Raw genomic sequence first — 21,344 nt, 5'->3', positions numbered from 1 at the left:
AATTCCTATTTTTTAGCGTGCAGCGTTATTCTGCGCCTTGACCCTATTTGAGGTTATATGAACGAGTCACACGTACTTGCTGAAGTCAGTAATGAGAACCAGACGCTGGTGGCGGTGGTTCAGCAAGATAGTCGGGCTGCCTATTTTTATATTTATCCTTCAGAAGAAAATAGCGAACGTTTTCAGGTGCGTGCCTGCTGGCTGCGTAACCTGGCGGCCGCGCCGCAGCAGGAAGACAGCGCGGCGCTGGCTCTGGGGCAGCCACCGATGCTGGCGGCCGAGTTTTGCCGCAATCTGGAGGGGGAAGCGCCACTGAACCCGGAAGGGCTGATGGTGGTCTGGACGGAGAGCGACGATGGTGCAGCGCTGTGGTATTACGGCCAACTGCTGGCCGTGATCCCTGGCTGGAGCCTGTATATCGACCACTCGGTGTGCTATTCCGCCAGTTGCATCAAGGAAAGCCCATTGGCTTATCCGCTGGGTTCCGCCTCCACCAATACCCAATATGCGCTGGCGGAAAACACCCGCCAGTTCTGGCGCAGTTGGCAGCGGGAAGAGGGTAACCCATGGCCAAAAATGCAGAACGACTATCAGGCGATTTACGATCAGCATTTTGGCCCTTCGGTGAAATACTACGCGATCGATCAGGGCAAATGGCCGCCGATGGCCATCACCCAGCATGAGCGCGACGGCATCTACTATTTTCTCACCATGGGCGTCAGTATCCGCCCGATGCCGTGGGTAGAGATCCTGTTTAACGACGACGCTTCCCGTTACCGCCGCATGGAAATGGGCATCGCCATCGACGGTCAGTACATGACCGAGGAGAACGCGGTGCAGATGGCCAGCGCACTGGCCGGGTTCGCCCATGCGCCATGGGCTAAAATTACCTGGTTTGGTGAAGGTCATACTCTGGAATCTGAGGTGGCACCACAGGGTTATGAGGGCTACGTGCTGTCCTCCTCGTTTTACCCCTATAGTGAACACCTGAACCTGCCGAAACAATATGGCGACCCGGTGAATATCTTCTGGGCCAGCCCGGTATTTGAAGCCGAGCGCCTGCTGGCGCACGCGACGCCGAATGGCGGTCACGATCTGGTGAGTAAGTTGCGTGAGCAGGGTGTTGACCATATCTTCCGCCCGCGCCAACCGCTATGCTGATCGTCGATTAAATTTACGGGAGTTATCATGACGTCCGCTCTGTTAATTATTGATGTGCAGCAAGGGTTGTTTACACCGCCGCCGGCCGATGCCGAAGCGACGATTGAGCGTATTAACAGCTTGAGCGCCGCTGCCCGCCTGGCCGGAGTACCGGTGATTTTTATCCAGCACCAGACCCCGGACGATGAGTTGGCGCACGGCAGCGATGCCTGGCAGATTGACCGCCGTTTGCAGGTGAAAGACGGCGATCATCGGGTGGAGAAAACCACGCCTGACTCCTTCCTGCGGACCGGACTGGGGCCGTTGCTGGTGGCTAACGGGGTTTCGCACCTGGTGGTCTGCGGCTACTCCAGCGAGTTTTGTGTAGACACCACCACTCGTCGTGCCGCCGGGTTAGGTTATCCGGTGACGCTGGCTGCCGATGCTCATACCAGTCATGACAAAGCGCACGCCACTGGCTTACAGATCCGTGCCCATCACAACGCCACGCTGTCGAATATTGAGAGCTTCGGCGTTTTGATCAACGCGCTGCCGACGGCAGAAATTCACTTCTGATCGCCAGATAAAAAGCGGGCCGGTCTATGTACCCGGCCCGTGAGCGTTATTTCAATCCCGCCCTGCGTGCGGCCACTTTGGCCAGCGCTGACCAGTCCAAATCTGCATCGCCCTGCGCCACCGCATCAAGGAAGTTGTCCTTCAACACGCTGGCGAACGGCATGGGGGTGTGGCTGTTGGCACCGGCCTCCAATGCCAGGCTCACGTCTTTCATACCCAGGCTTAATTTGAAGCCGGCCGGTTCGAACTTCTCTTCGGCAATCAGTGCGCCATAACCCTTGTAGGCCGGGGAAGCGAACAGGGTGCTGCTGAGCATTTGCAGATAATCCGCGCCAGAAACGCCGTAGTTGCGCACCAGCGCACTGCCTTCGGCCATCGCCTCAATCGCACTGGCCAGCGTGAAGTTGGCGGCGATTTTGACGATATTGGCCTGTTCGGGCTGTTCGCCAAAATGCCAGGTCTGCTGGCCGAGTACCTCAAACAGCGGCTGCACTTTGGCGATCAGTTGTGCATCGCCTGCCGCCAGAATGTTCAGCTTACCGGCTGCGGCAACGTCTACCCGCCCCAGTACCGGTGCGGCGATATAGCCAATATTGTGCTGCGCATGCAGCGCAGCCAGTCGCCTGGCCAGCGCCACCGAGACCGTCGCCATGTTGATGTGGATGGTTCCCGGTTGCAGTCGCTGCAGCAACCCGCTTTCCACCACCACCTGTTCGGTCGCGGCGTCATTGGCCAGCATGGTGATCAGCACATTCACGTCGGCCAGTTCATCAGCCTGCTGTACCTGCTGGGCTCCGGCGGCGGCCAACGGTTGTGCTGCCTGAGGGGAGCGATTCCATACTTTCAGCGTATAGCCTGCTTGTAACAGATTGGCAGCCATCGCGCTGCCCATACCGCCAAGTCCGGCAAATCCGATCTTCATATTGCGTTCCTTTTTCAGGTTGGATCCCTTCACCCTAACGCGATGGGCAGAGAACGCAAATGGCGCAATGTAACGCTTTCTTAACCGACCCGCGCGCCGCCGTTAATCGAGGTGATGGTGCCGGTAACGAACGAGGCTTCTTTTGACGCCAACCACAGTGCGGCGCTGGCGATGTCTTCTACCCGGCCGGTGCGGCCCATCGGCGTTTCAGCGGCGATGGCGTCAATGCGATCCTGCGGTAGCCCGGTGCCGAAGAAGCGAGTATCGGCGATAAAACCCGGCGCAATGGCATTGACAGTAATCCCCAACTCGCCAAGTTCACGTGCCAAACTGAGGGTAAAACCCTGCACGCCGGCTTTGGCGGCGGAATAACCTAATGCACCCGCGCTGCCGCTGCCGCATTGGGCGGCAATCGAGCTCAGATTAATGATGCGGCCGCCCGGTTTGCTCAGGTGTGGCAACATCGCCAGGGTAAACAGGAAGGTACTTTTCAGATTCCCGTCGATCACCGCATCCCATTCTTGTTCGGCCTGCGCCAATGGCGTATCGGCGGCAATGACCCGGGTAAATCCGGCGTTGTTAATCAGGACATCTACCGTACCGAGATCGGCTGCCAATTGAGCGACGACCTCCTCCACTGGCCCGCGGCGGCTCAAGTCCGCCGAATAGTAGCGGGTAGCGGGGCCAATTTCCTGCGCTGCCTGCTGCAGGCGTTGCGGATCGCGCGCCACGATGGCGACACGGTAATTCTGTAGCGCCAGTTGTTGAGCGATGGCGAGCCCAATACCGCTGGAACCGCCGGTAACAATTGCTGTACGTTGCGTCATGATTGTTCTCCTTTATCGCCGAGTGCACCGGAATGGCGCAGCACTGTGCGGTCGGGAAAGTATTGGCTTTTGCAATTGATACATCCAATACTCTATTTATGACTTCAAAATACGAAAAAGGTATTGCGTGATTGAACTACGTCAACTGCGGCAATTTGTCGCCGTCGCGGAAGAAATGAGCTTTCACCGCGCCGCCGAGCGCTTGCATATGGCACAACCCCCACTGACTGCCGCTATCCGAAAGATTGAGCAGGAACTGGGCGTGATCCTGCTGGAACGCGGCAACCGCGTCACCAGGATCACCGAAGCGGGGCAAGTGTTTCTGATTGAGGCGCGGCGTACGCTGGCACAGTTTGAACGTACCCTCGGCAATACCCGACGTGCGGCACTTGGCCTGACGGAATCGCTGCGTCTGACCTTCGTCGACAGCACGGTAAACGCTCTGTTGCCGGGCATCCTGCGGCAGTTTCGCCTGGCGCATCCGCAGGCGGAGTTTCACCTGCAGGAGGCGACGACCGCCGAGCAACTGATCGCCCTGCGTGATGACCGTGCCGACCTTGGCATGGTGGTGCTACCGATAACGCCGCAAGAGGGCTTGCAGATCCTGCCTTTCCTGTACGATCGCATGGTGCTGGCATTGCCGGAGAACCACCCACTGGCGGCGCAACAGCAAGTGACGTTGAGCAGCCTGGCCGATCAACCCTGGGTGCTGTTTCCGGCGCATTACGGCCCCGGTATGCACACGGCGATCCTGCAGGCCTGTGCGGTGGCGGGATTCAGTCCGCGTATCGTGCAGGAGGCGCGACAGATGCAGACCATCGGCGGGCTGGTGGCGGGCGGTGTGGGGATTGCGTTGATGCCGGCCCTGTTTGCAAGACTGCAATCCCCCGGCGTGGTGTTCCGCGAACTGAGCGGCACAGGCAGCCCGGTACCCTATACGTTGGCGCTGGCGTGGCGCACGGCTTCGCCGCTGACCGAAGCTTTTTGTCGTATTGCCGCTGAACAGGCGCTGAATTGGCAACCTGCGGTGATTGACAACCCGCATACCGGGGGGATACCTTAAAAGCATGAATATACCGATGCAATCCACACTCAATCAGTCCTGGTGGCGCCTCTTCTGAAGGCGGCACGGGTATTCACACCTCTTTTCAATGCCGCCGGTTCTGGCGGCATTTTTATTGCGTTGATCCGGTGGTGTATTTACTTTCAGGAGCAAGGCAATGAGCTATACCATTCTGACCGGCGATCGTCCCACCGGGTCGCTGCATTTAGGCCACTACGTCGGGTCACTGCGCCAGCGCGTTGAGCTGCAACAAAACCATCAGCAAACGGTGTTGGTGGCGGACCTGCAGGGGCTGACCGATAACGGCAACAATCCGCAAAAAATCAGCACCAACGTGCTTAATCTGGTCGCCGACTATCTGGCGGTCGGTATAGATCCGCAGAAAACCACCCTTTGCCTGCAATCCGCGCTGCCGGCGCTGGCCGAACTGACGATGTATTATCTCAATCTGGTCAGCGTGGCGCGGCTGGAACGCAATCCGACGGTGAAAAGTGAAATTATCGAAAAAGACTTTTCTCGCAGTCTGCCGGCCGGTTTTCTGGTCTACCCGGTTAGCCAGGCGGCGGACATTACCGCCTTTGGTGCCACCCACGTGCCTGTCGGCGACGACCAATTGCCGATGCTGGAGCAAACCAACGAGATCGTCCGGCGTTTCAATCACATTGTCGGCCGGCAGGTGTTGACGGAGTGCCAGCCGCTGTTAAGTCACGTCAGCCGCCTGCCGGGGCTGGACGGGCAGGGCAAGATGTCGAAGTCGCGCGGTAACACCATCACACTGGGCGCCGACGCCGATCAGGTGCATAAGGCGGTGATGAGCATGTTTACCGATCCGGGCCACTTGAATATCAACGATCCCGGCCGGGTGGAGGGCAATATGGTGTTCACCTATCTGGATGCCTTCTGTGACGATGCCGCGCTGGTGGCTGAGCTGAAAGCGCACTATCGCCGTGGTGGGTTGGGCGACATGAAAATCAAACGCCTGTTGGAAGATTGCCTGCAAAGCCTGCTGGAGCCGATCCGTACTCGCCGGGCGCAATACCTGGCGGACAAGGGTGAGCTGTTGCGCATTCTGCAACAGGGCACCCAACGCGCCGACCTGGTCAGTCGGCAAACGCTGGGGCAGGTGAAGGCCGCATTGGGGCTGGATTTCTTTACCCTGAATTGAGTGCCGGCCCCTTTGTTGGGAGGGGCGTCAGGCGGCGCTGTCAACGATCGGGTGTTTAACCACGAAGATATACGACAGCGCGCCGATGACGGTAAAGCAGGAGCAAAGGGTGAGCGCCAGGCTGAAAGAGTGGGTGGTGTCGAGGATCCAACCGGTGACCACTGGCGCGAACGAGGCAAAGATAAAGCTGGCGAAGTTTTGAATGCTGCCGACCGAAGCGGTCATGCGTGAATTCACCGCCACGTGGATCAGGCCCCAGCAGGAGGTACCAGCAAAGTGGATGCAAAACAGCGCCATGCCGATCAACAACACCGCGCTGTAGGTGGTGGTGGCCTGAGCGACCACGGCGGTAAAGGAAGCGGACAGCAACATACCGGCGACGATGCAAATTTTGCGGCTTTTCAGCGGTGCCATGCCGCGCCGCACTAAAAAGTCGGTGACGAAGCCGTTCGACAACATGCCGGCGGCGCCAAACAGGAACGGAATGGCACTCAGCAGCCCGGTGCTTTTCAGATCCAGATGGTAAGTGGTCTGCAGATAACCCGGCAGCCAGGCCAGGTACAGCCAGGCGGTGTAGTTGATGCCGCTAAAGCCAATCATCATGCCCCACATGGTACGGTTCCTGAATAGCGCACGCCATTCGCGAAAGTTCATCGGTTCAGGTCGGGCGCTGACGCTACCGGCATTCAAATAGGCCTGTTCCTGAGCACTCAGGCTGACGTCCTGCCGGTTGCGATACAGCATGTACCAGCCGATGGACAGTGCGATACCCAATACGCCGATGGTGATAAACATGCCGCGCCAGCCGAAGGCCAGCATCATGGCGGTGAGGATCGGTGGGCTGATCGCCAGCCCAATGGTCGATGCGGCATTAAAAATCCCCATCGGCATACCGCGATCCTTGATATTGAACCAGTCGTTGATCACCTTCACGCCGCAGGGGTTCATGGGGGCTTCGCCAATCCCCAGCCCGATACGTACCCAGATAAATTGGGTAAAGCTGTGGATCATGCCGGACAGAGTCTGGAACACTGACCAGACAAACATGCCGATCCCCAGCATGATGCGTGGACCTTTACGATCCAGCAGCAGGCCGCAGGGCAATTGGGCGATGCCATAGGCCAGGGAGAATGCCGACAGCAACAAGCCGATTTCGGTACCGCTCAGCCCCATTTCTTGCCGGATGGTGGAGTTCGCCACCGAGAGCGAACTGCGGTCAAGAAAGTTGATTATGGCGGCCAAAAATAACAGCAACATGGCCGTGGTTTGAATTTTTTTAATTCTGGCCGAGCGAACCAGCATTCCCTCGGGTGGCATCGGAATTATGTGATTGGAATAGGGTTCACCCTGTTCCTTCCCGGTATTAATCGTATGACTTGTTTCCATTTCATCCTCCAGAATTTCGCATTAATAATATTTATTATTCCGGGTATTCCCCTGGGTGGTGTCTTAATGAAGGTATTAGCAGGTGGTCGGCAGTAAGCCTAGAGGGCGAAATATTTTAGGCGGTGTGTTTTGTTACGGTTCCGTGCGACAGCCAGTATTTTGCTGCTTTTTATCGGTTTTAAATGACGTCAGGGTGTTTTTTATCGATAAAAAACACCCTGCAGCTCAGGCTATGGCCTGATTGAGTGAGCGGATCATCGACTGTTTGGCGGTATCCAAATGGCGATGCAGCGCATTGATGGCTTCCTGATCGTTACGGCAAATAAGCGCGCTGAGAATGGTCATGTGCTCTTCAATGGCAATGATATTGCGTTGTTTAAGATCGGTCTCATCCCACTGATAATGGAAGTGGAAAATCACCGAAATGATCTCCAGCGACTGATTGAAAAAAGGATTATTGGCGGCGGAGAGGATCAGACTGTGGAAGTCGCGATCCAACTGGGAAAACAGGCGATAGTTGTCGCTGATACCTTCCCGCAGTTGGCGGTGGCGGCTCAGCAGTTCCTTGGCCTGCAGCCAGCGTGGGTCATGCGCCGGCAGATTGATAAAGTGGGAAAGGGCGTGGGTTTCCAGCATCTGACGCAGCTCGAACAGCTGTTCGGCATAACGCTGGTCAAACTGTTTCATGCGCCATTGCCCGCGCTTGACGCTGTCGATCAGATTGTAACGGCTAAAATGCAGCAGAAATTCCCGCACGACCACCGGGCTCACATTGACCGCGCGCGCCAGTTGCAGCTCGCTGAAGCTGTCCCCGGCGCGCAGCTGTTTCTGATTAATCATCTGGTAGAACGCTTTTTCGAACCTTTTGCCCTGTTCGTCCAGGGAAGGGCTTTGGCAGTCGAAGCCGTCTTCTGGCTGGGGCTGGCGTAAAATCACATAGTCGTCACCGACCTTTTCCAGCACGCCGCGTTGGAACAAATGCGTCAACGTATGGCGCACCGTGGTACGGCTGATATTGTACATTTCGGCCAACGCAGCTTGGGACGGCAGCGGCGAGCGCAGGTGGTTATTGTTGATGCCGTCAATCATCTGGTTAACCACGTTGTGGCGCAGGTTCTGGGTTCTGCTCATGCGAGCCTCGGATGTTTTTTATCTATTTAAAACCAATTTAAAGCGGTTTATTTAGTACTGCTTCACAGAATTCGCTTCCGACTTCATGCTTGCCGACGCTTTTATTTAATAACTGATCCCATAAATAAAGGGGAGGTTATGAAAACAATGAAAGTATTAGTTCTCGAACAACCAACGAAATTAATTTATCAGCAGCGCCCGGCACCTATTCCAGCGCAGGCCGAAGCGGTGATCAAAATGATTACCGTGGGCATTTGCGGCACGGATATTCACGCCTGGTCCGGTCAGCAACCTTTCTTTAGTTATCCGCGGGTTTTGGGCCATGAGATATGCGGCGAGATTGTCAGCCTGGGCAGTCAGACGGCCGGCTGGCAGGTAGGGCAGCGCGTGACGGTGATGCCCTATCTTGCCTGCCATCATTGCGGTGCCTGCCAGAGTGGCAAAACCAACTGCTGCGAGAATATTTCGGTGATTGGCGTACATCAGGACGGCGGCTTTTGCGAGTATCTCAGCGTGCCGGTCAGCAACCTGCTGGCGGTGGACGACGTAGCGCCAGAGGCCGCAGCCCTGATTGAGCCGTTTGCCATCAGCGCTCATGCGGTTCGCCGTGCGGCCATAGCGCCGGACGATCCGTTATTGGTGGTGGGGGCCGGGCCCATCGGCCTGGGGGTGGCGGCGATCGCCAGGGCTGACGGGGCGCAGGTGGTGGTGGTTGATACCAGCGCCGAACGGCGGCGGCATGTCGAGCAGGTGCTGCAATTGCCGACGCTCGACCCGCAGGATGACCAGTTTGAAGCCCGGCTGCGCGGCCACTTTGGCGGTAGGCTGGCGGCTAAAGTGATCGACGCCACCGGGAGCAGGCAAGCGATGAACAATGCCGTCAACCTGATCCGTCACGGCGGCAGCATCGTTTTTGTTGGGCTGTTCAAGGGGGATTTGCAATTCTCGGACCCCGAGTTCCATAAAAAAGAAACCACCCTGATGGGCAGTCGCAATGCAACCGAAGAGGATTTCGCCAAGGTCGGCCGTTTGATGGCGGCAGGGGCGATCACCGCCCAAATGATGCTGTCCCACCATTTCGAATTCGACAGCCTGGCGCAGCATTATGAAGAACAGGTGATCAATAACAAGCGGCTAATTAAAGGCCTTATTCGTTTTTAACCTCTGCGGGGAATGGCGGCATTCGTCATTTCCCGGCCATAAAACCATCATCCCGTTGTCACAAAGTTATTCGTTAATAGGTGCCCATAATGATTAGCCACTGAAACCAGAGAAATCATATGGGTCAGGCACAGTTAAAACTAGCAACCACCGACTTTCCAGGGCAACAACCGCTATCATCCCGCAAGGTATTATCGGTAAAAGGCCTGGGCAAAGCTTATAAATCACAGCAACGGGTATTGGACGATATCAACTTCGACCTGCACGTTGGCGAGTTCGTGGCGGTGATCGGCCGTTCCGGCGCCGGTAAATCTACGCTGCTGCACACCCTGAACGGCACCATTCCTTCGAGCTGCGGTGAGATGCTGCACTTTGAAGATGACGGTGTGGCACAGGACATCGCACAGCTGAGCGCCCGCCAAATGCGCCAGTGGCGTGCCCGTTGCGGCATGATCTTCCAGGACTTCTGCCTGGTACCGCGATTGGACGTGATGACCAACGTGCTGTTGGGCCGTCTGAGCCACACTTCCACCCTGAAATCCTTCTTCAAACTGTTTGATGACGCCGACCGTGCCCGCGCCATCGAACTGTTGCAATGGCTCAATATGTTGCCGCATGCGCTGCAGCGCGCCGAGAACCTGTCCGGTGGCCAGATGCAGCGCGTGGCGATCTGCCGTGCACTGATGCAAAACCCCAAAATTCTGCTGGCCGATGAGCCGGTGGCATCACTCGATCCGAAAAATACCCGTCGCATTATGGATGCGCTGCAAAAAGTCAGTGAAAACGACATTGCGGTGATGGTGAATCTGCACTCGGTCGAACTGGTGAAAGAATATTGCACCCGGGTGATCGGTATTGCCCAGGGCAAAATTGTGTTTGACGGTCATCCGTCGCAACTGAACGAACGGATACTGCACCAGCTGTATGGCGAGGAAGCCAATCAAATCCATTGAAATTTTTGACAACGTGGGGAAAAAGCGTGGTTTTTCCCCACGTTGTGGTTATCAGCCGAAAATCAATAAATTGATTTTCCTGGTTTTTGTGGTTGGTGACCCCTGATATTCCAAGCATCTGTTGAGGTTTGTTATCAGTCTGATTGAAACCCTTATTTTCACTTTTACCTTACACACACAAGGCATCGTAATGAAAAAAGTATTGAGTCTGACCACCCTGATGGCCGGCGCGATGATGGTATTTAACGCTACCGCAGCGGACGCACCTAAAGTACTGAATCTGGGCATTCTCGGTGGGCAGAACGCCACCCAGCAAATTGGTGATAACCAGTGCGTTAAACAGTTCCTGGACAAGGAACTGAGCGTCGACACCAAGCTGCGTAACTCTTCCGACTATTCCGGCGTCATTCAGGGCCTGCTGGGCGGCAAAATCGACCTGGTGTTGAGCATGTCGCCGTCGTCGTTTGCCTCGGTGTACATCAAGGATCCTAAAGCGGTGGATATCGTCGGCATCGCGGTTGATGACGTCGACCAATCCCGTGGTTACCACTCGGTAGTGATCGTTAAAGCCGGTAGCCCGTATAAAAAGCTGGAAGATCTGAAAGGTAAGGCCGTGGGCTTCGCCGATCCGGATTCTACCTCCGGCTTCCTGATCCCGAACCAGGAATTCAAGAAACTGTTTGGTGGCACGGTAGACAACAAATACAACAATACTTTCTCCAGCGTGACCTTCTCCGGTGGCCATGAGCAAGACGTTCTCGGCGTGCTGAACGGTCAGTTCGAAGGCGCAGTGACCTGGGCTTCGATGATCGGCGACTATAACACCGGCTACACCAGCGGCGCGTTCACCCGCATGATCCGTATGGATCACCCGGACCTGATGAAACAGATCCGCATTATCTGGCAGTCGCCGCTGATCCCGAACGGCCCAATCCTGGTGAGCAACGCGCTGCCGGCAGAGTTCAAAGCCAAAGTCGTCACCGCGATCAAGAAGCTGGATAAGGACGATCACCAGTGCTTTATCAAAGCGATGGGCGGTAAACAACACATCGGCGAGACCACGCTGGCGGAATACCAGAACATCATCGATATGAAGCGTGAGCTGACCAAAGGCGACCGTTAATTCTCGCCTTTACGTCGTGATTGATCCAAAGGGGTTCAGCGTGCTGAGCCCCTTGTTCCATAAGATGGAAACCTATTTTGAATAAAGATTTTGCGCACTATTACCAGCAAATCCGCAGCAAGCAAAAACGCGAGACGTTGATCTGGTCGCTCGGCCTGGTGGTGCTCTATCTGGGCGCCGGCAATATCGCCGAGTTCAATTTGCACACCGTGTGGCTGTCGCTCCCTCACTTCTTTGATTATCTGGCAGAAACCATCCCGACCCTGCACTGGAAGTTGTTGTTCGCCGATAGCCACACCGAAGGGTCGTTTGCCTACTGGGGCTACCGGCTGAACATTCAACTGCCGCTGATTTGGGAAACGCTGCAACTGGCACTGGCGGCAACTATTCTGTCGGTGCTGGTGGCGGGCGTTCTGGCGTTTCTGGCGGCCAACAATACCCATAGCCCGGCAACATTACGCATGGCGATCCGCACGCTGGTGGCCTTTTTACGCACCATGCCGGAACTGGCGTGGGCGGTGATGTTTGTGATGGCGTTCGGTATCGGCGCTATTCCGGGCTTTCTGGCATTGGCGCTGCACACCATCGGCAGCCTGACCAAACTGTTTTACGAGTCGATTGAAACTGCCTCCAACAAACCGGTGCGCGGGCTGGCCGCTTGCGGTGCAACGCCATTACAGCGCATGCGTTTCGGTATGTGGCCACAGGTGAAACCGGTGTTTCTGTCGTACAGCTTTATGCGACTGGAAGTTAACTTCCGGCAGTCGACCATTCTTGGGTTGGTGGGGGCGGGCGGTATAGGCCAGGAACTGATGACCAATATCAAGCTCGATCGCTACGATCAGGTCAGCATGACGCTGTTGCTGATCATCCTGGTGGTTTCGCTGCTCGATTACACCTCAGGTGAGCTACGCAAACGGGTCGTGGAGGGGAAAAAATGATGTCAGCACCAACCATTTCGGCAGAAAAGCTCGAAAGTCTGAAACAGCAGCATCCGGAAATTTTCTCGCAGCAACGCCGCTATCTGCGTACTGTCGGCATCATCGCGGCTGCTATCATTTTGTATTATCTATTTTTCTTCCAGTTTTTTGGTATCTCCTGGCCGCAGTTCATTAACGGTTGTCAGCAACTTGGCCGTTATTTTATGCGCATGTTCGTCTGGCATGATTTCGTCAACTGGCCGTTTATGTACTACTTCCAGCAGATATTTATCACCATCGGCATAGTGTTTGCCGGCACTATTACCGCCTCATTTATTGCCTTGCCGCTGTCGTTCTTTGCCGCCCGCAACGTGATGTCGACGCCGTTGCTGCGACCGATTTCGGTGTTGGTGCGCCGCCTGCTGGATATCCTGCGCGGTATCGACATGGCCATTTGGGGGCTGATTTTCGTCCGTGCCGTCGGTATGGGGCCACTGGCCGGGGTATTGGCTATTGTGATGCAGGACGTCGGGTTGCTCGGCAAACTCTATGCCGAAGGGCACGAAGCGGTAGATAAATCCCCCAGCCGCGGTCTGACGGCGGTCGGTGCCAACGGTCTGCAAAAGCACCGTTACGGTATCTTTACCCAGTCGTTCCCCACTTTTCTGGCGCTCAGCCTGTACCAGATTGAGTCCAACACCCGATCTGCGGCGGTGCTGGGCTTTGTCGGTGCCGGCGGTATCGGCCTGGTGTATGCGGAGAACATGCGGCTGTGGAACTGGGATGTGGTGATGTTTATCACCCTGATCCTGGTGGTGGTGGTGATGATAATGGATAAGGTGTCATCCATTCTGCGCAATAAATACATCATTGGCGAAGACATCCCGCTGTATCAGCAAAAAAGCCAAATCGATTGAGAAACCCCGCTCTGATCCCTATACTGCCGCACATATTCAAGGCATGCAGCAGTACCCGTCGTCTTTCAAGCCGCAGCGTTGTTATCTGCACTCGCTCACCCCAGTAACTTACTCGAGTAAGCGCCTGGGGATGAGCGAGCTGGACGCCTAGCTGCGACTTGAAAGCCATAGGGTATTGAAATATGTATATCTCCCGGTCTACAAGCTAAAGGCAATACTATGATCAACAATGACGTGCTGCGCAGCGTGCGCTACATGCTGGGTATCAACGACGCGAAAATGGTTGAGATTATCAAGCTGGATAATTTCGACGTTGCGGTCTCGGCAATGAGCACTTACGTCATCAAGGAAGGTGAGCCGGGGTTCGAAAACTGCCCGGACGAAGTGATGGCGCACTTCCTGAACGGTCTGGTGTTCTTCAAACGCGGCAAGGATGACAAGTTCCCGGCACCGGAAGTGGAACTGCCAATCACCAACAACCTGGTGTTGAAAAAGCTGCGTGTAGCCTTCGAGTTGAAAGATACCGATATGCACGAGATCTTCACCGCGGTTGATTTCCGTATATCCAAGCCGGAACTGAGCGCGTTGTTCCGCAAAGAAGGCACCAAAAACTTCCGTCCTTGTGGCGATCAGATGTTGCGTTATTTCCTTAAAGGTTTGGCGCAGCGCATTCGCGGCGTAAAATAAAAGCACCGTGATGTTGATTAAGGCGTAATCGAAAGATTACGCCTTTTTTATTTTGACAGGGTTATCGAGGTCACTTTCGTTATTTGTTGTGTGGTGAATCAGCCTTCTTCTATGGTTAGTGATTAAGATTATTCTTGGGTAATTTCTTGAGGTCTGTTAGATGACAATAATAACCTTGAGGAATACAACATGCCTACAATCACTAAATCCAAATCTCTTTATACTTTGCCAAGGCCTGTATGGCTCGATGCTGCCGGCATGAGCAAAGGTATTGGTCACGACCGTCAGCACCTGGGGATTATTCTTGCCGCCGGGCAGGTGATCCGAGTACGTCAAACCAATGCGTCATTTAGCGCCAAGCTGAAGTTGCGTTTGCTCAATGATGACAACAAAACCGAGGCCGATTTCAGTATCGGCAGTGCCTGGGTCGAGGCCAGTGTCAATGCGGTGTCGGTGCCGTTTGTTGATACCCCTTATGTCGAGGGGGCGCCCATCCTGGAGTTTGAGTTCCCGGATACCAGTAAATCCTTGCCGGTATACCGTAAAGGCGAAAATGAAACGACATTCTTTGCGCGTTGGGATGCACAGGACGCTGAGTTTGCGTTTGTCGAGTCGGAATACACCCATCTGCTGGTGCCAAAAATAAGCAAAAAAGAGTTGAAGTCGCTCGGCGAAGCAAAAAATATTGATGGTCTGATTGCTTATTATCATCGAATTTTTACGTTTTATAATGCGCTGTCAGGTGTTTCATTTGAGGCTGAAAGCGATTCTGATCGTAATATCAAAAACCGTTATTTTATCAAGGCCGATAAAAATGGTGCCGGAGCGGCTTATTACGGAGGGAATTGGACGGCGGAAAGTACCAGTTCCATCAGCAGTTTCTGGCTGACCGCGCAGGATAATAACTGGGGCAGTTTGCATGAAATTGCTCATGGTTATCAGGGTAACTTTATGGGCGATGCCTATTTTTCCGTTGGTGAAGTGTGGAACAATATTTACGCTGCCTGTTATCAGGATATCATGCTGGGGGAGCGTAAATACAAAGAAGGCTGGTTGTATGATTATGGCAACATGGCCAAGGTTGAGAAAAAAATCGTCGACCTGATCGCTCAAGCCACTCCGCTCAATCAATGGGACCTGCGTTCCAAGCTGTATTTTATGGTGTTGATGGTGGAGAAAGCGGGCAAACATGCCTTCACCCACTTTAATCAGCAGTATCGCCAAAATAGTAATACCCCGGGCTTTGTGGCTTCCGATCACGCGTTGCTGGATATGTTGTCCGAAAGCTTTGCCACTGCCGGGGAGCAGGTTGACGTCACCCCGTTTATCCAGTTGGCAGGAGGCTATATGGGGCAGGCGCAGCGCAATCATAATGCGTTCAGCCATGCGAAAGCCGTTTACCCACTTTATCAGTTGGTCAGTGCACAGGATTTGGATCGAGTAAAAGCGCAGTTGAGGCTGGATTCCTCGCTCCGCCTGGTCGACTCAACGCAGTTGAAGGCCAGCGGCTTGAAAGGCAACGTGACGCTGAATTTTGATATTGATGATTTTGCCCAGATTGAGGGGGAATACCTGACCCTGATGGAAGGGGCGCGTTACGCCTATAAAACACGGATCAACAATACCACCATGGTATTGAACGACCTGCCAATTGGCGTTTATACCCTGCGCATACCGACGGGTAAAAACGTTAAATACCAGCCAACCACGGACTATCTGGTGTTGAAGCAGGGGGATAACCAGCTGCAGGTTGGCTTTGTCAAAAAGGCCTCTTCACCGATTGTCTCGCAAAAAATTAACCTGTTGGGTCTGGGCGATGCCATTTTCGCCACCGTTGCGGTTGATCACGCCAAAGGCGTGGTGGCTATTGACGTTACCCGCACCACGCCGCATTCCTATTTCCCCGATATGACCTATGCCAAAATTATCGTGCGTAACCAACAAAATGCGGTGATTCTCAGCAAGGATATTCATGGCACTCAGGCAACCCTGAGCCATGACGAATTGCCTCTTGTCGCCGGCGAAAAAATTGAGATCTACCATGAAGAACCGGGGCGTGTGCAATTGAGCCCTGACTACCCAAACATCATTGATAACAAAAACAAAACCAACGTTTTGTTGATCACTCGAAGCGGACTGAAAAATGAGGCGCTGCCAGGCAATCCGGAACAGGCGCTATTAGCGCGGGTGGAAAGCGCTGCCCAGGATTTACGCAGCTATCGTCAGGCCTATTACGCGCCGTTTTCAGCCTTCAAAGATGATATCTATCTGGCGATCAATACCTTTGGCAGCCCCCAGCGAGAGCAGTTGTTAGAAACCTATCAGGATTGTATTTCGGTTCATAATACCCACCCGGGTGACAACGTGGGCAATGCCTTTACCGTCGCCTGTCTGGGGGTTTATGACCGTCAGTTCCTGACCGCAACCCTCGATCTGGTGAGCAAAACCCTGACGGTGAAGGTTGAAGCCGGGGTGGCGCACAGCGGTTTTCCTGGCCTTTACGCGGCTATCAGCTACGACGACGCGGATGGCAACAACCTTTACCATCTGGAGGTGACAGGCAACCAGACGCAACAGAGTAATCTGGTGGTGCTGCCAATCTCAGGCTACGGTGGCGAGGTACTCAGTCTGCATCATGAAGAACCGAAAAACCGGTTAATCATCACCAATGAAATGCTGCACATCCGGTTAGCTGAAGTGGGTAAACAGCAGGACTATTGCCTGAAACCGAACGGGTTGGAGCGAATTATCGATTAATTGGCAGCAAGGTTTTTGACTCTCTACGACGCCGGGCTAATCACCCGGCGTCGTTTTCAGTCAAGAAACCTCGCGAGCCAGTATATTGGTGGGCGGGTGCAGACTGATATTGATCTGTTTTTCCGCTGCCGTTTGGCGATATTCATTGAGCATCGCGCGGATATCGTCGTCCAGGTAATGAATCCCTTCGCAATCGATAATCACCGTGCTGTTGTGCTCAATCTGCCCCAACAAATGCTTCAACCGCATCTTATTGAGGAAGGTCAGGTTTTGCTGGCACTGCAGCAGGTAATGGTCGTCGTAGCGGGTCAGCCGCAGGGCGTGACGGTTGCTTTGATACAGGCTCCACAGCAGTTGCGCCACCAGGCCGATAGCAATACCCGCCAGCATGCCAAACACCAGAATACCGCCGAGGGTGGCGGCAAAAGGGACGAACTGTTGCAGGCCCTGACGCCACAAATTGATAAAAATACGTGGGTGCGCCAGCTTAAAGCCGGTGTAGATCAGGATGGCCGCCAGACTGGCCAATGGAATGCTGTTGAGCAGTTCGGCAAACAGCAAGGCGCTGAGCAACAACAGCACGCCATGCAGCAGAATAGAGACCCGGCTGCGTGCGCCGGCCTGCACGTTGGCAGAGCTACGCACAATGACGGCGGTAATCGGCAAGCCGCCCAGCAGCCCACTAATGCAGTTGCCCACCCCCTGCGCGCGCAGTTCTTTATCGGGTGACGGTTCCGGCATCATCGGCGCCATCTTTTTCAACGCTTCCTGGCTCAGCAGGGTTTCCAGACTGGCCACTATTGCCAGAGTAATGGCGACCAGATAGACCGCCGGGTTACGCCATGCCTGCCAGTTGGGCAGCGAAAATTGCCCTTGCAGTGCTTCAAGGCTATCGACAGCCGGTAATTCAATTCGGGGTAGCGTGCCGATGGCGGGCCAAATCTTCTCGCCCAGCCAGACAAACAGACAACCCCACAGCACGGCGACCAGCGGGCCGGGCAATGCCGTCAGCCGCAGGCGTTGTTTGAGCGATGATTTCCCCCAAAATACAATCAGTAGCAGAGCACCCAGCGTAAGCATGACCGCCGCCGGGGCAATATCCCCACGGAGTTGCTCAGTGGAAGGTTTTTCACTCAGACCCTGCCCGGACGGATAACCCATTGCCAGCGGCAGCTGTTGCAGGATCAGTAAAATGCCGATGGCGGCCAACATGCCGTGGATCACCGCTCCGGGGATCAATGCTGCCAGTTTACCGCCGCGCAGCAGGCCGAAGGCCAGTTGCAGTATGCCGGCCAATAGCAGGGCGAATAAGAAGGTGGAAAAGTCGCCCAGCGTCAACATGGCGCCGGTAACAATGGTCACCAGTCCGGCGGCCGGGCCACTGACCGAAAAGGGCGAAGGGCTGAGCAGGGTGACGACAATGCCGCCAATCACACCGGTGAGCAGGCCAACGAACGGTGGGACACCGCTGGCTTGCGCAATGCCCAGACTTAACGGCAGGGCGACCAGAAAGACCACCAGCCCGGCGGGCAGGTCAAAACGCAGATCGGCACGATTCATGTGACCCTCCCGGCAGCGTTGCGCTGCTCCAGCACATTCAAAAATCCGTTATGCATATCGTAAATGCAGCCGACCAGCGTCAACCCGGCATTATGTCGCCAGGCGCGTTGTATTAACTGGGTGTTACTGAGGGTATTGAGTTGGAGTTGTACGTTGGTGTGGGCCGCTTTATTCAGGTCGTCGTCATGGGTTTCGGTCTCAGTTGGCAAATGCGGCTCCAGTTTGGCACGTAGCGAACTGAGTCGGCGTGTGAGTGAGTCCTTACTGGGGGTGTTAGGGTTATTCAGAGCCGCTTTGATCCCACCGCAACCGTAATGCCCACAAATCACGATGGCCCCAACCTCCAGATGCTCGACCGCGTATTGTACCACGCTCATCAAATTATCATCCTGCTCTTCGACCACGTTGGCGATATTGCGGTGTACAAACAGCTCGCCGGGTTGCGCACGAACTATGGTTTCGGCCGGGACCCGGCTGTCGGAGCAGCCAATCCACAGAATGTGCGGTTTCTGCGCCTGTGCCAACTGTGGGAAGAAATCGGGATCGCGGGCTTGTTGCTGAGTTGCCCAACTGCGGTTTTTAACCAGCAGATGATTAATCAATGTCATGGAAGCTCCTTGGGTCAGGGTATTAAGTCGCGATAAAAGTCGGCGCTGAAATTCAGGCCGTCGCCACTAGCAATAATTCCTGTCCAAGGTTAGTTCAATCACACCACCAATGATAAGCAGGCTTTGTGTAAAGTTTTCTATATTGAGGAGGGTTTAGTTGGTTTTCAGGCTTTTAATTCTATTAAGTTATAAATATATATCCGTCATTTTATGGATTTTAATTCTGGTTTTTTAATTTTTACCAGTATTTAAATGTTGTTTATGGTTAGTAGGCTAATTTATTATTCTTTTGTATTTTTATGTTGATAATCAAGCGATCACATCGTTTAGTAACTAAATAATTTATTATATACACAGGCTAATGATTTCTGATTAATCGTAAATGGGTATTCCATTGCACGCATAGAATCCAGGGTTAAATAATGAAATCTATTTTGGCATATCGCCATAATGTAATTTATTGCACCTTTTTTGTTCGCCAGTTGCCCACGGCTGGTGCAGATTTTTGCCGCTTTACTATAAGTTTTCCTTATATTTTATTGAAATCAGCCGATTAAAAATTGGCACGCTGGTTGCTGTAGGGATCCCATCTTGTGTACCAGATGGAATTTTGCCGATGACTCAGTCCGTTAGCCTACGCGGCTTCACCCTTAGCGAATGGCAGCACCATTATCATACCCGCCCGGCCGGCGAGCGCATGGCCTGCGTGCGTGCCACGCTGGTTGCCTTGTTGGCCAATTTACCCGCCGATGACAATGCCTGGCTGTATCTGGCCAGCGCTGCACAACTGGAGGCGCAGTACCAACAACTGGCCCAACGGCTTGAAGCCGTCGCCGGGGACATCAGCCGCCTGCCGCTGTTTGGCGTGCCTTTTGCGGTCAAAGACAATATTGATGTCGGCGGTTGGCCGACGACCGCCGCTTGCCCGGAGTTTGCCTATCAGGCGGCGACGGACGCCACCGTGGTTGCCAATCTGCGCGCCGCCGGTGCGCTGGTGATCGGTAAAACCAATCTCGATCAGTTCGCTACCGGCCTGGTAGGCACCCGCTCGCCGCACGGCGCGGTAGTGAACAGTTTCGACAGTCGCTACGTCAGCGGCGGCTCCAGCTCAGGCTCGGCCTCGGTGGTGGCGCGCGGCCTGACGCCGTTTTCATTGGGCACCGATACCGCCGGTTCAGGGCGCGTTCCGGCTGGATTCAACAATATTGTCGGCCTGAAACCGACCAAGGGGTGGCTGTCGAACCGTGGCGTGGTTCCCGCCTGTCGGCTCAATGACACGGTGTCGGTATTCGCCCTGACGGTGGCGGATGCCGCGCTGGTGGCCGAACTGGCGGGTGGCTATGACCCGGCAGATGCCTATTCCCGCATCAATCCCCATACCGCCCCGGCGAGTCTCCCCGCGGCCCCCCGCTTTGCGGTACCTGCGCAGCTCGAGTTTTTCGGCGATACACAGGCCGAGCTGGCCTTTCAACGGGCGCTGGAGCAGTTGCAAAGCTGCGGCGTAACGCTGGAAACCCTCGATTTTACCCCGTTCCGCGTACTGGCAGAGCAGCTCTATTACGGCCCCTGGGTGGCGGAACGCACCGTGGCGGTTGAAAAAATGCTGAGTACCAACCCGCAGGCGATTAATCCGGTGGTGCGCGGCATCGTCAATAACGGCCTGAAGTACAGCGCCTGCGACGCCTACAAAGCGGAATATCTGCGTGCCGAGTTGGCGCGGCAGATTGAACAACGACTGGCTCCCTTCGACGCACTGGTGGTGCCGACCTCGCCGACCATTCGCACCCTGGCGGAAATGGAGCAGGAGCCGGTGTTGTTCAACTCACAGTTTGGCACCTACACCAATTTCACCAACCTGGCCGATCTGAGCGCGCTGGCACTGCCTGCGCCGATGCGTGACGACGGCCTGCCTGCCGGTATCACGCTGGTTGCCCCGGCCTGGCACGATCGGGCGCTGGCCGCCTTCGGCCTGCGCTGGCAACAGGCGCAGGATCTGCCGCTTGGCGCCACCGGCCGCCCACTGCCGCCGTTGAATGCTCTGACGCCGTCGGCTCAGCACGTGCAGGTGGCGGTGGTCGGCGCTCACCTCAGCGGAATGCCGCTGAATTTCCAGCTTACGCAGCGTGCCGCGATTTTACTGGAGCAAACCACCACAGCGCCGTGCTACCGGCTGTATGCGCTGGCTAATAGCCAGCCGCCAAAGCCGGGGCTGGTCAAAACCGAGCAGGGGGCGGCAATCAGCGTGGAACTGTGGGAAATCCCGCTGGCACGTTTTGGCGAATTGGTGGCGGAGATCCCGGCGCCGCTGGGTATCGGCACGCTGTTACTGGCGGATGGTCGCCGGGTGAAAGGCTTTATCTGCGAACCCTGGGCGCTGCAGGGTGCCACGGATATCACTGAATTTGGCGGCTGGCGTAACTATGTCGCCAGCCTGAAGGGGGCTTGATC

Annotated in this window: 18 protein-coding genes; 12 read left to right on the top strand and 6 right to left on the bottom strand. The window is 55.1% G+C overall.

Annotation, left to right across the window (positions count from 1 at the left end; translation table 11 throughout):
* The first annotated feature begins 57 nt into the window (after positions 1-57).
* Together FCL49_RS07815 and FCL49_RS07810 are read left to right on the top strand one after the other, a co-directional pair.
* On the top strand, positions 58-1,161 hold the full coding sequence (locus FCL49_RS07815; RefSeq protein ID WP_174353083.1) for a suppressor of fused domain protein: 1,104 nt from the start codon (positions 58-60) through the stop codon (positions 1,159-1,161).
* A 27-nt stretch (positions 1,162-1,188) separates the two neighbouring features.
* Positions 1,189-1,716: a cysteine hydrolase family protein gene (locus FCL49_RS07810; RefSeq protein WP_174353082.1), complete on the top strand. Its 528-nt coding sequence runs from the start codon at positions 1,189-1,191 to the stop codon at positions 1,714-1,716.
* Between the two features lie 46 nt (positions 1,717-1,762).
* Here the strand turns inward: FCL49_RS07810 and FCL49_RS07805 are convergent, their stop codons facing one another.
* Both FCL49_RS07805 and FCL49_RS07800 read right to left on the bottom strand, forming a co-directional pair.
* The gene (locus FCL49_RS07805) at positions 1,763-2,656 is read right to left on the bottom strand and encodes an NAD(P)-dependent oxidoreductase (protein WP_261421007.1); all 894 of its coding nucleotides are present in this window, start codon (positions 2,654-2,656) and stop codon (positions 1,763-1,765) included.
* Positions 2,657-2,718: 62 nt separating this feature from the next.
* Positions 2,719-3,465 (bottom strand): SDR family NAD(P)-dependent oxidoreductase, encoded by a 747-nt coding sequence (locus tag FCL49_RS07800; protein WP_174353080.1) that lies wholly within the window; start codon positions 3,463-3,465, stop codon positions 2,719-2,721.
* A 127-nt stretch (positions 3,466-3,592) separates the two neighbouring features.
* Between FCL49_RS07800 and FCL49_RS07795 the strand changes: the two genes are divergently transcribed.
* Both FCL49_RS07795 and trpS read left to right on the top strand, forming a co-directional pair.
* Positions 3,593-4,528 (top strand): LysR family transcriptional regulator, encoded by a 936-nt coding sequence (locus tag FCL49_RS07795; protein WP_174353079.1) that lies wholly within the window; start codon positions 3,593-3,595, stop codon positions 4,526-4,528.
* A 157-nt stretch (positions 4,529-4,685) separates the two neighbouring features.
* The gene (gene trpS, locus FCL49_RS07790; protein ID WP_174353078.1) at positions 4,686-5,693 is read left to right on the top strand and encodes a tryptophan--tRNA ligase; all 1,008 of its coding nucleotides are present in this window, start codon (positions 4,686-4,688) and stop codon (positions 5,691-5,693) included.
* A 27-nt stretch (positions 5,694-5,720) separates the two neighbouring features.
* Here trpS and FCL49_RS07785 read toward each other — a convergent pair whose 3' ends face one another.
* Positions 5,721-7,079 (bottom strand): MFS transporter, encoded by a 1,359-nt coding sequence (locus FCL49_RS07785; RefSeq protein ID WP_174353077.1) that lies wholly within the window; start codon positions 7,077-7,079, stop codon positions 5,721-5,723.
* A gap of 225 nt (positions 7,080-7,304) precedes the next feature.
* On the bottom strand, positions 7,305-8,210 hold the full coding sequence (locus FCL49_RS07780; protein WP_174353076.1) for a GntR family transcriptional regulator: 906 nt from the start codon (positions 8,208-8,210) through the stop codon (positions 7,305-7,307).
* 138 nt (positions 8,211-8,348) lie between these two features.
* Between FCL49_RS07780 and FCL49_RS07775 the strand changes: the two genes are divergently transcribed.
* The 7 genes from FCL49_RS07775 (at position 8,349) to FCL49_RS07745 (ending at position 16,728) form a co-directional block, all read left to right on the top strand.
* Complete coding sequence (locus tag FCL49_RS07775; protein ID WP_174353075.1) at positions 8,349-9,371, top strand: zinc-binding alcohol dehydrogenase family protein; 1,023 nt, start codon at positions 8,349-8,351, stop codon at positions 9,369-9,371.
* Between the two features lie 119 nt (positions 9,372-9,490).
* Positions 9,491-10,324, top strand: coding sequence for a phosphonate ABC transporter ATP-binding protein (gene phnC / locus FCL49_RS07770; protein WP_174353074.1), 834 nt, complete (start codon positions 9,491-9,493; stop codon positions 10,322-10,324).
* A gap of 190 nt (positions 10,325-10,514) precedes the next feature.
* A complete protein-coding gene (phnD, locus tag FCL49_RS07765; RefSeq protein WP_174353073.1) occupies positions 10,515-11,447 on the top strand; it encodes a phosphonate ABC transporter substrate-binding protein in 933 nt (310 codons plus the stop codon).
* A 77-nt stretch (positions 11,448-11,524) separates the two neighbouring features.
* Complete coding sequence (gene phnE, locus FCL49_RS07760) at positions 11,525-12,388, top strand: phosphonate ABC transporter, permease protein PhnE (RefSeq protein WP_174353072.1); 864 nt, start codon at positions 11,525-11,527, stop codon at positions 12,386-12,388.
* On the top strand, positions 12,385-13,284 hold the full coding sequence (gene phnE, locus FCL49_RS07755) for a phosphonate ABC transporter, permease protein PhnE (protein ID WP_174353071.1): 900 nt from the start codon (positions 12,385-12,387) through the stop codon (positions 13,282-13,284). Before phnE (FCL49_RS07760) ends, phnE (FCL49_RS07755) begins: the two co-directional genes overlap by 4 nt.
* Positions 13,285-13,503: 219 nt before the next feature.
* Positions 13,504-13,971, top strand: a complete 468-nt coding sequence (locus tag FCL49_RS07750; protein ID WP_174353070.1) for a DUF1456 family protein — start codon at positions 13,504-13,506, stop codon at positions 13,969-13,971.
* Positions 13,972-14,160: 189 nt separating this feature from the next.
* Positions 14,161-16,728: a putative mucin/carbohydrate-binding domain-containing protein gene (locus FCL49_RS07745; RefSeq protein ID WP_174353069.1), complete on the top strand. Its 2,568-nt coding sequence runs from the start codon at positions 14,161-14,163 to the stop codon at positions 16,726-16,728.
* Between the two features lie 60 nt (positions 16,729-16,788).
* Here the strand turns inward: FCL49_RS07745 and FCL49_RS07740 are convergent, their stop codons facing one another.
* Entirely contained in the window at positions 16,789-18,288 is a 1,500-nt protein-coding gene (locus FCL49_RS07740; RefSeq protein WP_174353068.1) for a SulP family inorganic anion transporter, read from the bottom strand.
* Positions 18,285-18,896, bottom strand: coding sequence for a carbonic anhydrase (locus FCL49_RS07735; RefSeq protein WP_174353067.1), 612 nt, complete (start codon positions 18,894-18,896; stop codon positions 18,285-18,287). The genes FCL49_RS07740 and FCL49_RS07735 overlap by 4 nt, the downstream gene beginning before the upstream one ends.
* 616 nt (positions 18,897-19,512) lie before the next feature.
* Between FCL49_RS07735 and atzF the strand changes: the two genes are divergently transcribed.
* Entirely contained in the window at positions 19,513-21,342 is a 1,830-nt protein-coding gene (gene atzF / locus FCL49_RS07730) for an allophanate hydrolase (protein WP_174353066.1), read from the top strand.
* Positions 21,343-21,344 lie beyond the last annotated feature (2 nt).

The organism is Serratia proteamaculans, assembly GCF_013337185.1.
In the GTDB taxonomy this organism is placed as follows: Bacteria; Pseudomonadota; Gammaproteobacteria; order Enterobacterales; family Enterobacteriaceae; genus Serratia; species Serratia proteamaculans_D.
This window is presented reverse-complemented; position numbering and strand designations above follow the sequence as displayed.

What these genes read in the sequence shown, in the direction of transcription:
- FCL49_RS07740 (WP_174353068.1), bottom strand. Translation starts at nt 18,288, where the DNA reads ATGAATCGTGCCGATCTGCGTTTTGACCTGCCCGCCGGGCTGGTGGTC.
- atzF (WP_174353066.1), top strand. Translation starts at nt 19,513, where the DNA reads ATGACTCAGTCCGTTAGCCTACGCGGCTTCACCCTTAGCGAATGGCAG.
- phnD (WP_174353073.1), top strand. Translation starts at nt 10,515, where the DNA reads ATGAAAAAAGTATTGAGTCTGACCACCCTGATGGCCGGCGCGATGATG.
- FCL49_RS07800 (WP_174353080.1), bottom strand. Translation starts at nt 3,465, where the DNA reads ATGACGCAACGTACAGCAATTGTTACCGGCGGTTCCAGCGGTATTGGG.
- FCL49_RS07785 (WP_174353077.1), bottom strand. Translation starts at nt 7,079, where the DNA reads ATGGAAACAAGTCATACGATTAATACCGGGAAGGAACAGGGTGAACCC.
- FCL49_RS07775 (WP_174353075.1), top strand. Translation starts at nt 8,349, where the DNA reads ATGAAAACAATGAAAGTATTAGTTCTCGAACAACCAACGAAATTAATT.
- trpS (WP_174353078.1), top strand. Translation starts at nt 4,686, where the DNA reads ATGAGCTATACCATTCTGACCGGCGATCGTCCCACCGGGTCGCTGCAT.
- FCL49_RS07815 (WP_174353083.1), top strand. Translation starts at nt 58, where the DNA reads ATGAACGAGTCACACGTACTTGCTGAAGTCAGTAATGAGAACCAGACG.
- FCL49_RS07745 (WP_174353069.1), top strand. Translation starts at nt 14,161, where the DNA reads ATGCCTACAATCACTAAATCCAAATCTCTTTATACTTTGCCAAGGCCT.
- phnE (WP_174353071.1), top strand. Translation starts at nt 12,385, where the DNA reads ATGATGTCAGCACCAACCATTTCGGCAGAAAAGCTCGAAAGTCTGAAA.
- FCL49_RS07735 (WP_174353067.1), bottom strand. Translation starts at nt 18,896, where the DNA reads ATGACATTGATTAATCATCTGCTGGTTAAAAACCGCAGTTGGGCAACT.
- phnC (WP_174353074.1), top strand. Translation starts at nt 9,491, where the DNA reads ATGGGTCAGGCACAGTTAAAACTAGCAACCACCGACTTTCCAGGGCAA.
- FCL49_RS07750 (WP_174353070.1), top strand. Translation starts at nt 13,504, where the DNA reads ATGATCAACAATGACGTGCTGCGCAGCGTGCGCTACATGCTGGGTATC.
- FCL49_RS07810 (WP_174353082.1), top strand. Translation starts at nt 1,189, where the DNA reads ATGACGTCCGCTCTGTTAATTATTGATGTGCAGCAAGGGTTGTTTACA.
- FCL49_RS07780 (WP_174353076.1), bottom strand. Translation starts at nt 8,210, where the DNA reads ATGAGCAGAACCCAGAACCTGCGCCACAACGTGGTTAACCAGATGATT.